General features: G+C 70.3%; 9 protein-coding genes. 6 read left to right on the top strand and 3 right to left on the bottom strand.

What is annotated here, in order from left to right:
* The first annotated feature begins 80 nt into the window (after positions 1-80).
* On the top strand, positions 81-1,055 hold the full coding sequence (locus ACWDZ6_RS02900; RefSeq protein WP_451501408.1) for an NAD-dependent epimerase/dehydratase family protein: 975 nt from the start codon (positions 81-83) through the stop codon (positions 1,053-1,055).
* A gap of 453 nt (positions 1,056-1,508) precedes the next feature.
* On the opposite strand, the gene ACWDZ6_RS02895 is transcribed toward ACWDZ6_RS02900, so the two are convergent.
* A complete protein-coding gene (locus ACWDZ6_RS02895) occupies positions 1,509-3,677 on the bottom strand; it encodes an MMPL family transporter (protein WP_451501407.1) in 2,169 nt (722 codons plus the stop codon).
* A gap of 218 nt (positions 3,678-3,895) precedes the next feature.
* Here ACWDZ6_RS02895 and ACWDZ6_RS02890 point away from each other — a divergent pair, with 218 nt between their 5' ends.
* Together ACWDZ6_RS02890 and ACWDZ6_RS02885 are read left to right on the top strand one after the other, a co-directional pair.
* Complete coding sequence (locus ACWDZ6_RS02890; protein WP_451501406.1) at positions 3,896-5,164, top strand: sensor histidine kinase; 1,269 nt, start codon at positions 3,896-3,898, stop codon at positions 5,162-5,164.
* Positions 5,165-5,256: 92 nt separating this feature from the next.
* The gene (locus ACWDZ6_RS02885) at positions 5,257-5,913 is read left to right on the top strand and encodes a response regulator transcription factor (RefSeq protein ID WP_366732148.1); all 657 of its coding nucleotides are present in this window, start codon (positions 5,257-5,259) and stop codon (positions 5,911-5,913) included.
* 96 nt (positions 5,914-6,009) lie between these two features.
* Here ACWDZ6_RS02885 and ACWDZ6_RS02880 read toward each other — a convergent pair whose 3' ends face one another.
* Complete coding sequence (locus tag ACWDZ6_RS02880) at positions 6,010-6,543, bottom strand: GNAT family N-acetyltransferase (protein ID WP_451501405.1); 534 nt, start codon at positions 6,541-6,543, stop codon at positions 6,010-6,012.
* Between the two features lie 197 nt (positions 6,544-6,740).
* On the opposite strand from ACWDZ6_RS02880, the gene ACWDZ6_RS02875 reads away from it, so the two are divergent.
* Entirely contained in the window at positions 6,741-8,297 is a 1,557-nt protein-coding gene (locus ACWDZ6_RS02875; RefSeq protein WP_451501404.1) for a DUF1996 domain-containing protein, read from the top strand.
* 80 nt (positions 8,298-8,377) lie between these two features.
* On the opposite strand, the gene ACWDZ6_RS02870 is transcribed toward ACWDZ6_RS02875, so the two are convergent.
* Positions 8,378-8,872 carry a hypothetical protein gene (locus ACWDZ6_RS02870; protein ID WP_451501403.1) on the bottom strand — a complete coding sequence of 165 codons (495 nt, stop codon included), beginning with the start codon at positions 8,870-8,872 and terminating at the stop codon, positions 8,378-8,380.
* Positions 8,873-8,976: 104 nt separating this feature from the next.
* Here ACWDZ6_RS02870 and ACWDZ6_RS02865 point away from each other — a divergent pair, with 104 nt between their 5' ends.
* Both ACWDZ6_RS02865 and ACWDZ6_RS02860 read left to right on the top strand, forming a co-directional pair.
* A complete protein-coding gene (locus ACWDZ6_RS02865; RefSeq protein WP_451501402.1) occupies positions 8,977-12,063 on the top strand; it encodes an alpha-N-acetylglucosaminidase in 3,087 nt (1,028 codons plus the stop codon).
* A 126-nt stretch (positions 12,064-12,189) separates the two neighbouring features.
* Positions 12,190-12,990 (top strand): tyrosine-protein phosphatase, encoded by an 801-nt coding sequence (locus ACWDZ6_RS02860; RefSeq protein WP_451501401.1) that lies wholly within the window; start codon positions 12,190-12,192, stop codon positions 12,988-12,990.
* Positions 12,991-13,008: the final 18 nt, after the last annotated feature.

The following is a 13,008-nucleotide window of genomic DNA, read 5'->3' as shown; positions in this document are numbered from 1 at the left end:
CCGGGAGGGGGCCTGCGTTCACTTCCCCTGGCAGCGGAATCTCTTTCGTCCCGAGCGGCCCGCCAGGCAGAGTCGCGGGTATGAGACTTCTGGTTCTGGGGGGTACGGAGTTCGCGGGCCGTGCGGTGGTCGAGTCTGCCCTTGCGCGCGGCTGGGAGGTGACGGTCTTCCATCGCGGGCGGCACGAAGCACCGGCGGGTGTCACCTCGTTGCTCGGCGACCGCACGGCGCCGGACGGGCTTGCGGCGCTCGCGGAGGGCGAGTGGGACGTGGTCGTCGACACCTGGTCGGCCGCGCCGTCGGTGGTACGGGACGCGGCCCGGCTGCTGGCGGGTCGGGTCGGTCGCCATGTCTATGTATCGAGCTGCTCGGTGTACGCCTGGCCGCCCGCGGCCGGCAACGACGAGACCGGTCCGGTGGTGGAGGCCTCGCCCGACGCGGCCGAAGTCCCGTACGCGGAGGCCAAGCGTGGCGGAGAGCTGGCGGTGCTGGACTCGTTCGGCGAGGAGCGTTCGCTGCTGGTGCGGGTGGGGCTGATCATCGGCCCGTGGGAGAACATCGGCCGACTGCCGTGGTGGCTGGGGCGGATGGCCCGCGGCGGCCCGGTGCTAGCGCCGGGTCCGCGGGACACCCCGCTGCAGTACATCGACGTACGCGACCTCGCGGAGTGGATGCTCGACGCGGCGGTACAGGGCCTGAGCGGCCCGTACAACCTGGTGAGCGAGCAGGGCCACACGACCATCGGCGAACTGCTGGAGGCGTGTGCGCGAGCCACCGGCTCGGACGCGGAACTGCGCTGGACGTCCCCGGAGGCGATCCTGGCGGCAGGCATCGAGCCCTGGACGGACCTCCCGATCTGGATCCCGCAGGAGCGGCTGCCGGAGCTCCACCGCGCGATCCACCAAGTGAATGGTCTGAGTTGCCGTCCGCCCGCGGACACGGTGACGGACACCTGGACCTGGCTGAAGTCCATCGGCGGCACCCCTCCCCAGCGACCGGACCGCCCGGTGCTGGGCCTGGACCCGGCTGTCGAGGCGAAGGTGCTGGGGCTGTAGGTGACGGCGCGGGCCCGGCGGGACGGGCCACAGTCCCGCACCGTCCGGGCGGCGGCGTGTGGGGCCAAGTCCGCGGGCACGGGGCCGCGCATGCCCGTCGCCGGGGCAGGAATCCGCTGAGGATCCGCCGGACGGTCGGCCTACGGATCGACCTGCGGGCCTCCTGCGGATCGGCCTGCGGGCAGGCCTGTCACGGCGGTTGAGGCACAGGCCCGCATCGCCGGCGGGCAGGTGCGGCCCGACCGGGTCCCGCCGGGCGACGGTCACGCCGTCCGAAGCGGTTCGCCGGGCACCGTGGCGCGAAGCCGCCGCAACCGACGGGCGGGGGACGCCGTCACCCGGCCCGACAGGCCCGCGCCTCCCGGCGCGGGCCTGTTTCGGTGTCGTCACCTGCCCCTGGGCAGGAGGTCCCCCGGGACGAAGTCCAGGAGGAGGGACTTCTCCCACACGCCCCTAGCGGCCCGCGCTCACCGGTGCCGGCCGGCGGCCCTGCGGCGCCGGCACGTCCGACTCGCCGTGTTCCAGCTGCGGCAGCCACCTCAGGCCCCTGGGCGTGCGCCAGTTCCGCTCGCCCAGCAGCGCCATCACCGACGGCAGCAGGACCATCCGTACGATCGTCGCGTCCAGCAGCACCGCCACCGCCAGGCCCACGCCCATCTGCTGCATGTCCTGCATGGACAGCGTTCCGAAGACCGCGAACACCGCCACCATGATCGCCGCCGCGCCCGTCACCGCGCCCGCCGTGCGGCGGATGCCCTCGCTGATCGCCGCGCGCGTGTCCCTCCCGCTGTCACGCGCTTCGCGGATCCGCGACACCACGAATACGTGGTAGTCCATCGAGAGACCGAACAGCACCACCAGGACGAACAGCGGCAGCCAGCCCTCGATGGCGCCCACCGACTCCGCACCGAGCGCCGACGCCCCCCAGCCGTACTGGAAGACGGCGACCATGACCCCGTACGCGGCCGCTACCGAGAGCAGGTTGAGCAGGATCGACGTCAGCGCGATGACGTACGACCGGAAGCAGAACAGCATCAGCAGGAACGTCACCGCCGCGATGAACGCGAAGACCGGCACGATGCCGCGCTTCAGCTGGTCGTTGAAATCGACGGACCCCGCCAGCTCGCCGCCCACATGCACCTGCGCCCCGGTCCCGGCGAACGCCGCGGGCACCCGCTTATCGCGCAGGTCCGCCAGCGCGTTCTTGGAGCGGTCGTCGCTGCCGTTGCCGGCCAGCGCCACCTCGATCTCCGCGATGTTCCGCGCCTTGTGCACCGTCACTTTGTCGGTCGTCGCGTCGAACTGCGCGAGCGCACCCCGCATCCGCTCGGAGTCGATGTCGTCGGCCTTCACGACCACCCGTGCCGGCTCCGGACCGCCGGGGAATGCCTCGGTGATCTTCTTGTACGCGACGGTCAGGGCGGCGTCGGAGCCGAACTGCTTCTCCATCCCTAGCTGTTCGGTCTTCATGCCCAGCGCGGGCGCCGCGAGCACCAGCAGCACGGCGACCGCGCCGAACGCGAACAGCTTCGGCCTGGCCAGTACGGGCCCGAGTACCGCGCCCGCCACCGCGCCGCTCGCGTGCGCGCCCTTCTTGGCGCGCCGGTTCAGGAACGGAATCCGTCCCGCGTCGATCCGGGCCCCGAGCCAGGACAGCAGCGCCGGCAGCACCGTCACCGAGCCGAGCATCGCGATGAAGACGACGATGATCGTGGCCAGCGCGAAGCCCTTGAAGAGCATCAGCCCGGAGAGGAACATCCCGGCCATCGCCAGCATCACGGTCACACCGGAGACGAGGACGGCCCGCCCGCTGGTCGCGGCAGCGATGCGCAGCGCGGTCTCGGCGTCGTGCCCCGCGGCCCGCTCGTCACGCTCGCGCCGCAGATAGAACAGGCAGTAGTCGACGCCGACCGCCAGCCCCATCAGGAACATCACGGAGTAGGTGGTCTGGAAGAGGTGCAGCTGGTGACTGGCCAGCGAGAGCAGGCCGAAGGCCGCCATGCACGCGGTCAGCGCGAGAACGACCGGCAGCAGCGCTGCGACGACGGCCCCGAAGGCCACCAGCAGAATGCCGAGCGCCAGCGGTACGGCGGTGAACTCGGCCTGCTGGAAGTCCTCGGCGAGCAGATCGCCCAGCCACTTCTCCGAGCTGGCCTGCCCGAACTGATGGATCTCGACGCCTTGTTGAGCCTTGTCCGTGTCCCGTACTGCGTCGAGCACGGGCTGCACACGGTCCGCCGCCGTCTTCGAGTCGCCCTTGATCTGGAAGCGGATCAGCGCTTCCCTGCCGTTCTTGGAGGCGAGCGGAGCCTCGATCTTCTGTGCCTCGCCCGTCTTCTCGATGGCCGCGGCCAGCTCGCCGGCCGCGGCCTTCCAGCCGTCGGCCGTCCCGCTGCTGACCAGGACCAGCTCGCCGGCAGGCTGAACCAGGCCGGCGTCGTCGAGGATCTTCTGGGCCCGCGCGGAGTCGCCGGTGTTCTGCTCGGACTGGGACATCTCGACCATGCCCGACGCCCCGCCGACGGCCGTGGCCAGGACGACGAAGAGCAGCCAGCCGATGATCGCCGTTTTGCGGTGGTGTGCGCTCCACACACCGATACGTGTCGCGAGGTTACGCCGCATGGCGTTTCTCCCCCATTGGTAAGCGCCGGATGAGTCGAGTACGACGCTAGAAATCCGCGCCCCGCCGTCCCAGCCGTCAAGACCCCCTTCCGCGGAGACGAAAGGCGAGTACAGGGGGGTGGTGCCAGGTACACCCCCAGTTGGTGTCCGGGCCCAGTGCCGTGACAAACCGGCACCGGCCACACTGGTGTCCGGGAACGGACAACGAGGGGAATCCGATGAACGCGACGAAGGCACGTGCCGCGGTGCTGGCCGGCGCACAGGGACTTGCGCTGGCGCTGATGGCGCTGGTCGGCTCGGTCACGGTCTTCGTCCTGGCGGTGGTCTCCATCACGCTCGTCCCGATCGGTGTGGGTGTCCTCACCACACCCGCCGTACTGCACCTGGTGCGGGCTCATGCCAACAGGCGGCGGCTACTGGCTGCCCAGTGGTCCTCGGTACGCATCCCCCTCCCGTACCGCCCCTTCCCCCGCGATATGCGCACCGGCATCACCGGCCGGGTCGAGCGCTGCACGCTGATGCTCAAAGACCCTGCGACGTGGCGCGATATGCAGTGGCTGGTGGTGGACATGACGGCGGGGGCCGTCGTCGCGATCTTCCCTCCTGCGCTGGTGCTGGAGGGCATCTTCGGACTGCTGCTACTGGCCGGGCTGTGGCAGCCGATCGTCAGCGCGAGCGGCACCTACTGGTACTCGTTCGTCCCGGTCACCGGCTGGGGCACGGCCGGTCTGGCCGCGCTGCTCGGCCTGGTCTGGCTGACCGTCGCCATGAACGCCGGGGGGCTGCTGATCCGCACCCATTTCAGGCTCACCCGCGCCATGCTCGCCCCGAACCTCGACCTCGAGCTGGAGCAGCGCATCGACCGCCTCACCGAGACCCGGCACGACGCCCTCGACACCTCGGCAGCCGAACTGCGCCGTATCGAGCGGGATCTGCACGACGGAGCCCAGGCCCGGCTGGTCGCCATGGGCATGAACCTGGGCGCCATCGAGGCGCTCATCGAGAAGGATCCGGCGCAGGCCAAGAAGCTCATCTCCAGTGCCCGCAAGTCCTCCGCCGAGGCGCTGACCGAACTGCGCGACCTGGTCCGCGGCATCCACCCGCCCGTGCTGGCGGAGCGGGGCCTCGGCGACGCGGTCAAGGCCCTGGCGCTGCGGCTGCCGGTCAGGACCGAGGTGGACGTGGAGCTGTCCGGCCGGGTGGACGCGCCGGTCGAGTCGGCGGCGTACTTCGCGGTCAGCGAGGCGCTCACCAACGCGGTCAAGCACTCGGGCGCGGAACGGTTCTGGGTCGACGTCAGCCACTCGGGCGGCTCGCTGCGTATCGCGGTCACCGACAACGGCAGGGGCGGCGCCACGATCGGAACCGGCTCCGGCCTGAGCGGTATCGAACGCCGGCTCGGCACATTCGACGGCGTTCTGGCCGTCAGCAGTCCCGCGGGCGGTCCCACCATGGTCACCATGGAGATCCCTTGCGAGTTGTCCTAGCGGGCGCGGATCATTGACGTGCGACGGCATGCCGGCCGGCCGCAGTCCGGCGAGCGGCACCGCAGCCGACAACCCTGAGGATGGAGCCCCCCTTGCGCGTGGTCCTGGCCGAAGATCTGTTCCTGTTGCGTGACGGCCTGGTCCGCATGCTCGAGGCTTACGACTTCGAGATCCTGGCCGCCGTGGAGAGCGGGCCCGAACTCACCAAAGCGCTCGCGGAGCTGGAGCCGGACGTCGCCGTCGTCGATGTCCGGCTCCCGCCGTCGCACACGGACGAGGGGCTGCAGTGCGCCCTGGCGGCGCGGCGGGCCAGACCCGGGCTGCCGGTGCTCGTGCTCTCCCAGCATGTGGAGCAGTTGTACGCGCGTGAGCTGCTGGCGGACGGAATCGGCGGGGTCGGCTATCTCCTCAAGGACCGCGTCTTCGACGCGGAGCAGTTCATCGACGCGGTACGGCGGGTGGCTGCCGGTGGTACGGCGATGGATCCGCAGGTGATCTCGCAGCTGCTCTCGCGGCGGGCGCAGGACAAGCCGATGGGCGGACTGACCCCGCGCGAGCTGGAGGTCATGGAGCTGATGGCGCAAGGCCGTTCCAATGCCGCGATCGCGGGGCAGCTGGTGGTCACGGAGCGGGCGGTGGCCAAGCACACCTCGAACATCTTCGGGAAGCTGGATCTGCCGGTGTCGGACGACGACAACCGCCGGGTGCTGGCGGTGCTGGCGTACCTGGACCGTGGCCAGATGCAGTGACCCGCAGCGTTTTCAGTAGTCCCTCCCCCCGGACTTCGTCCGGGGGGACCCCCAGCCCCGCGGGACGGACGGGACTTCTGAAACGCGGGGCGGCCCTCAGGCCTCGTACTCCGTGAGGTCGATCGCATAGACGCTCAGCAGGAAGCCGTACTGCGGGTGCGTCGTCTGGCGCACCAGCTCCATGCCGAGCTTGCGGATGACATTCTCCGAAGCCTCGTGGCCGGTCCGCGTGATGCTGACCACGCGGTCCAGGCCGCGGTCCTGGAGCGCGAACTCCAGTGCGGCATGGGCGGCTTCGGAGGCGTACCCCTGGCCCCAGAACTGGCGGCCGAGCCGCCAGCCGATCTCCACCGCGGGCAGCACCTCCGGCAGGAACTCAGGGACGGACAGGCCCACGAAGCCCGCCAGTTCGCCCGAGGCGAGGAGCTCGACGGCGAAGAGGCCGAAGCCCTCCTCGTCCCACTCCTCCTCCCATCGCTCGATGTCCTCGGCGGTCTGCTCGAGATCGCGGACCGAGCCGTCACCGATCCACTGCATGACCTCCGGGTCCGCGTTGATCTCGGCCATCGGGGCAAGGTCGTCCTCGCGCCAGCGACGGAGGAGGAGCCGGGGAGTCTGGATCTCGGTCATGGGCCCCATCCTGCCATCCCCCGGCGAGTCCGACTTCGGCGCAATACGACGGTTTTGCTGATGGAGAATTCTACGAATTCCCGATCCGGAGCCACGCGGCTTGAACACCCCATGAGCCACACCCGTATGGAACGACGCGCTTCTCCCTCAGCCGGGACCCCCCTAACCCACACCCGGCGACGAAGCAGAGGAGTTCCATGGGACACGCAACGAGAAAACGCTCGACGCTGGCGAACAGGGCGATTGTCGCCTCCGCCGCATTGATCCTGGGCGGGGGTGGGCTGGTCGCGGTCAATGTGTATGCATCCGCGGGCGAAAACCATTCCGGTCAGGGCTCCGAGTGGACCAAGAAAGCCGGGCAGGGGCAGCAGGTGTCCACCATCGACTGCCCCGAAGTCGCGAACGACCTCCCGGACGTGCCGCCCCAGGCACGCCAGGAAGTCGACGGTGAGCTGGCCAAGATGGACAGCCAGATCACCGACGCGTACAAGAGATTCGCCGATCAGAAGCAGCAGGTCGAGAGCGATCCCCAATTCGGCAAGAACGCCATCCTGAATCCCCTCAGGGACAAGCGGCGGGCGAGCATCGACCGGATTGCCACGGCCATCGGCAGGAATGCCCAGCGTCCGCAGGGCATGGAAGACCTCGCCGACTGCTCGCTTCAGGCCGACGACCCCAACGGGCAGGACAACGGCCAGGGCGACGCAGGCGGCCAGGCCGACGGGAACGACGGCGCCGGGCAGGGTGACACCGGCCAGGACGGTGGTCAGAATGGTGACCAGAATGGCGGCCAGGACGACGGTCAGGGCGGTGACCAGGGCAATGTCCAGGGTCAGGGCGATGGCCAGGGGAACGGCGGTGCACAGGGCAACGGCCCTGAGGCGGCCGACTTCGTAGACATCCAGTCGGTCCAGCCGAACGTCGCCCAGCCCCAGCAGCAGCGCGGCGGCTCCAGGGGATCCTTCGTCACCGAGTGCGGAAAGAACGAGAACGGCAAGTTCAATCCGGACAATGTCATCGTCGCCCCTGGTGTGAGCAATGGCGCGCACCATATGCACGATTACGTCGGCAACCAGGCCAACGACGCATTCGCCAGTGACGACGATCTCGCAAACGGTGACACCAGTTGCCAGAACCAGGGCGACAAGTCCACGTACTACTGGCCTGTACTGCGACTGCAGAACGGGCAGGACGAGAACGACGCCCAGGCGGACGGTGGTGGCAAGGACCAGAACATCGGAGAGATCCAGACTCCGTCCCAGGTCACGCTGAATTTCGTCGGCAACCCGGCGAGCAAGGTCACCGCAATGCCTCGTTTCCTGCGGATCATCACCGGTGACGCCAAGGCATTCACCAACGGCGATGCGAACGCGAATGCGTCCTGGAGCTGCACCGGATTCGAGGACCGTCAGCTGAAGGACAAGTACCCGATCTGCCCCGAGGGCAGCCAGGTGGTGCGCTCGTTCAAGTTCCAGAGCTGCTGGGACGGCCAGAACACCGACAGTGCGAATCACCGCACCCACGTGGCCTTCGCGGACAACAACGGCAACTGCGGAAACGGGTTCAAGGCGATCCCGCAGCTGGTCCAGCGGATCGTGTACGACGTCCCGCCGGGCCCCGGCTTCGCGGTCGACTCCTTCCCGGAGCAGCTGCACAAGCCGGTCACCGACCACGGTGACTTCATCAACGTCTTCGACGAGAACCTGATGAACAAGGTGGTGAACTGCATCAACGGCGGCAAGAAGTGCACGTGATCCACTGACCCGGACGGAGCGGCCCCCCTGGCTGGGGGGCCGCTCCGCTGTGGTCGGCCCCCCGCCAAGTACCTGCGTGGTCAGCTCCCGTGGTGCCCCGAGTGGCCCCCCTGGCTCTCCCCACTGTCACCGCTGCTCCCCGAGTGGTGCTGTGAACCGGTCTCCACCGATCCACCGAGCCGGCCGCGCAGCGCTGTGACCACCTTGGCGTCGCCGACCGCGACCCACTTCCTGCCGACGAGATACGTGCCGCCGTAGTCGTTGGCCTCGTTGATCCATTCGCGCTGGCCGCGGTCGGTGGCAAAGGTGGCCAGCACGTACTTTCCGTCACCCGTGGTGCAGTTGGCCTGCCGAAGCTCGGCCGCATCCGTCTGGATGTTCGGTTTGCACTCGGCCTTCGCCGCCAGCTGCTCAAGGCTGCCCGTCGCCGTCTTCGGAGGTTCGGGACTCTTGTCGCCGCCGCCACGCCCGTCGCCGTCATCGCCCGCTCCGCAGGCCGCGGCAAGGGTCAGCGCCAAAACTGCCAGTGCTGCCCGGGCCGTCCGCCTCGCGCCGGTGTTCGTACTCGTACTCATCCGGCCATCGTGCCCTCTCGCCCTCCTGTCGGGTAGCCGAACGCCGGGTAACCTGCGCGACACCAACGCACCTGTTGTCACTCGAGCAACATGGAGGAGCGCTGATGAACGAGCTGTCGAGACGGACTCTGCTGGGCACCGCAGGAGCGATCGGCATCGGCGCGGCGTTAGCCGGGCACACGCCCGCGGCCGCCGCCGGAGCCGCCGTCCCGGCCCCGGCCCCGGCGTTCTCCACGACACCCGCCCACGCGGCACTCCAGCGGCTGCTTCCCCGCCACGCCCGCCAGTTCCGGCTACGGGCTCTCGAAGGCCCCGAGCGCTTCCGCGTCACCGGCTCCACCGGCCGTATCGAGGTCGCGGGCACCAGTCCCGCCGTGCTGCTCACCGGAGTCCACTGGTACCTCAAGTACACCTGCCGGGCGCACATCTCCTGGTCCGGCAGCCAGCTCGATCTGCCCGGACTGCTGCCCGCGCCCCGTGACGCGCTCGAGCGCTCGGCGACCGTCCCGCACCGGTTCGCGTACAACGACACGCACGACGGCTACACCGCCCCGTACGCCGACTGGGCCCGCTGGGAGCGGCTGCTCGACGTCCTCGCCCTGCACGGCTGCAACGAGGTCCTGGTGACCCCCGGCCAGGAGGCCGTCTACCACCGGCTCCTGCAGGACTTCGGGTACACGGACGCGGAGGCCCGCACCTGGCTCCCCGCGCCCTCCCACCAGCCGTGGTGGCTGCTGCAGAACATGAGCGAGTACGGCGGCCCGCTCAGCCCCGCACTCATCGAGAGACGCGCCGGCCTCGGCCGACAGATCGCCGACCGGATGCGTGAACTCGGTATGCACCCCGTCCTGCCCGGCTACTTCGGAACGGTCCCGGACGGCTTCGTCGCCCGCAACCCCGGCGCCCGCGTCATCCCGCAGGGCACCTGGAACGGCAGGCGCCGCCCCGACTGGCTCGACCCCCGCACCACGAGCTTCAGCGACGTCGCCGCTGCCTTCTACCGGCACCAGTCGGAACTCTTCGGCGAGGCCGGCCACTTCAAGATGGATCTGCTGCACGAGGGCGGCACCGCCGGGGACGTCCCGGTGGCCGACGCCGCCCGTGCCGTCGAGAAGTCGCTGCGGACCGCCCGTCCCGGCGCGACCTGGGTGATCCTCGGCTGGCAGTCCAATCCGCGGCCCGCGCTGCTCGAGGCGATCGATACCGACCGGGTGCTGATCGTCGACGGCCTCTCCGACCTGGACACGGTCACCGACCGGGAGACGGAGTGGGGCGGCGCGCCGTACGCCTTCGGCACCATCCCCAACTTCGGCGGCCGTACGACGATCGGCGCGAACACCGACCGGTGGACCGCGAAGTTCACCGCCTGGCGGGACAAGCCGGGCAGCGCGCTGGCCGGCACCGCGTACATGCCGGAGGCGGCCGAGCGCGATCCCGCGGCCCTGGAGCTGTTCAGCGAGCTCGCCTGGCGCGAGGAACAGATCGACCGCGACGCGTGGTTCGCGCAGTACGCCGACATCCGCTACGGCGGCGAGGACCGCTCCGCGCGCACGGCCTTCGCCGCGCTCGCCGCGACCGCGTACAAGTTGACCAGCACCGACGGCCGCCCGTACGACTCACTGTTCTGCCGTCGGCCCAGCATGACCTCCTCCATCGGCACCGCCTTCGACCCGGCCGGGTTCGACCGGGCCTTCGCCGCGCTGCTGGACGTACGACTTTCGCTGCGCGACTGTGACGCGTACCGCCACGACGTGACCGATCTGGCCCGCCAGGCGCTCGCCAACCGCTCGCGCACGCTCCAGCTACCGCTGCGCGCCGCCTGGCTGGACAAGGACGTGGACACCTTCCGTGCCCTGTCCGCGCTCTGGCTGAAGCTGATGCGGCTGAGCGACACCCTGGCCGGCTGCCATCGCTCGTTCCTGCTCGGTCCCTGGCTGGAGGATGCCAAGCGGCTGGCCACCGGTCCGGCCGAGGCGGTGGAGCTGGAGCGCACCGCCCGTGTGCTGATCACCACCTGGGCGGACCGGGCCGCCGCCAACCAGCTGAGCAACTACGCCAACCGCGACTGGCACGGGCTGATCAACGACGTCCATGTGCGGCAGTGGGAGACGTATCTGGAGGAGCAGGCCGCGGCGATGGCCGAGGGCCGTGCCCCCAGGTCCTTCGACTGGTATCCGGCGGAGGAGGCGTGGACGAAGGACCGGCGCGCCTATCCGGTGCGGGAGACGGGCGACGCGTACCGCACCGCCCAGCGCGTGTACGACACGCTCGCCACCGCCCCGTACCAGGGCTTCGTGTCCGTCAGCGCGGACCCGCCGGCCTTCACCCCCGGCAGCACGGGCACCGTCGCCGCGGCCTTCCGCAACTTCAACGGGCTGCGCTCCACCGGCCGCGTCGACCTCGCCCTGACCGGCCCGGCCGCCGAGCCGCAGGGCGCGACCTTCCTGAAGAGCGTGCCCGCCGGCGGCACCGGCACGGTCTCCTGGCGGGTGACGGCGCCCCCCGAACCGCTCACGGAGCCGCTGGTCGCCATGGACTACGAGCTGCGCACGCAGTACGGACCGCGTGGCGAGGAGCGGGTGGCCGTCACGCAGAAGGGCAAGCTGCACCTGGCGGCGTCGTTGGATCCCGGGTGGCGCACCTACACCGGCAATGCGGCAGTCTTCGGGCAGGTCGGCGACCGTTTCGCGATCAATGGCGGGGGCGACGACCTGTGGAGGGGCACCACGCAGTTCGGCACCGCCTACCGTGAAGGCGCGCTCACGGCAGGCGCGAGCGTGGTCCTGCGGGTGGACTCCCAGGAGAACACCAGCAGTTGGGCGCGGGCCGGCATTGTCGTACGCAACAGTCTGGCGAAGCCGCAAGACACCGGATTCCTGAATCTGGCCGCGACTCCCGGCCAGGGCATCGTGCTCTCGTACGACAGCAACGCCGACGGCACCCTGGACACATACCGGCGCATCACCGGTATCAAGGCTCCGGTGCTGCTGCGGCTCACCCGCGACGCCGGGGCCTCCTTCACCGGCGCCTGCTCCACGGACGGCGGTGCCACGTGGCGCACGGTCGCCACCGTCTCCGTGCCGGGGTCCGCCGCGGTCCAGGACGTGGGGCTGTTCATGAGCGCGGCCGGCGGGGGCAGCGGGGTCAGGGGCACGGTGCACTTCAGCGGATGGTCGGTCACCGCGGGGTGATCCGCCGGCGCGGCACCGGCACAGCCGGTGCCGCGCCGGTGGCCCGACCGTCGACTACCGTTCCGCACAGAGCATGGCCATTCGGTAGATATCGACCCGCACGATCAGTCAGGGAGCCTTCCCGCGATGACCGCGATCCCCGCCCACACCGTCGCCAATCTTCGCGACCTCGGCTCCATCGCGCTGGCCGGCGGCGGTTCCGTACGCCCCGGCCTCGCCTTCCGCTCGGGGATGCTCGACCGGTTCGACGCCGCCGCCGATCCGGTCGTCGCCGCGCTGGGGATCCGTACGGTCGTCGACTTCCGCACCGAGGCCGAGCGCCGTTCCCGCCCCGACCGCGTCCCCGCGGGCGGGCGGCTTCTGCTCGCCGACGTCTTCGCCGACCAGGTGGCCTTCGGCCGGATGCCGGCCGCGGCGCGGCTCAAGCAGGTGCTGAGCGATCCGGCCTTCGCCGAGCGGGAGTTGGGCGGCGGCCGTGCGCAGGAGCTCTTCGCACGCACCTACCGCGCCTTCGTCAGCAGCGACTCCGCGCGGCACGCCTACGGCGCCTTCCTCGGCGAACTGGCCGAGGAAGACGCGGGGCCGCTGCTCTTCCACTGCACGGCGGGCAAGGACCGCACCGGCTGGGCGACGACGATCCTGCTCACCCTCCTCGGCGCGACCCCGGAGACCGTCGAGGCGGAGTACCTCTCCGTCAATCCGGCGGTACGGCAGGCTTTCGCGTCGCTGGTGGAGGGTTTCACCGCGCAGGGCGGCGACCCGGAGATCGCCCTCGCGGTCATCGGTGTCTTCCCGGAGTATCTGGCGGCGGCACTGGACGAGGTCGCTGCCCGCCACGGCACGATGGAGAGGTACGTACGCGAAGGGCTCGGCGTCCCGCGGCAGGCGGTCGACCGCATCCGGGAGCGACTGACAGCGACCGGCTGAGTTCCCGGGCCTGGTGAC

The organism is Streptomyces sp. NPDC002926 (genome assembly GCF_053591755.1).
The sequence above is the reverse complement of the archived record's forward strand: the minus strand, read 5'-3'. Positions and strand labels throughout refer to the sequence as shown.

Coding starts and splice junctions, on each gene's coding strand:
- ACWDZ6_RS02880 (WP_451501405.1), bottom strand. CDS start 6,543: ATGACCGAGATCCAGACTCCCCGGCTCCTCCTCCGTCGCTGGCGCGAG.
- ACWDZ6_RS02895 (WP_451501407.1), bottom strand. CDS start 3,677: ATGCGGCGTAACCTCGCGACACGTATCGGTGTGTGGAGCGCACACCAC.
- ACWDZ6_RS02870 (WP_451501403.1), bottom strand. CDS start 8,872: ATGAGTACGAGTACGAACACCGGCGCGAGGCGGACGGCCCGGGCAGCA.
- ACWDZ6_RS02860 (WP_451501401.1), top strand. CDS start 12,190: ATGACCGCGATCCCCGCCCACACCGTCGCCAATCTTCGCGACCTCGGC.
- ACWDZ6_RS02900 (WP_451501408.1), top strand. CDS start 81: ATGAGACTTCTGGTTCTGGGGGGTACGGAGTTCGCGGGCCGTGCGGTG.
- ACWDZ6_RS02890 (WP_451501406.1), top strand. CDS start 3,896: ATGAACGCGACGAAGGCACGTGCCGCGGTGCTGGCCGGCGCACAGGGA.
- ACWDZ6_RS02875 (WP_451501404.1), top strand. CDS start 6,741: ATGGGACACGCAACGAGAAAACGCTCGACGCTGGCGAACAGGGCGATT.
- ACWDZ6_RS02865 (WP_451501402.1), top strand. CDS start 8,977: ATGAACGAGCTGTCGAGACGGACTCTGCTGGGCACCGCAGGAGCGATC.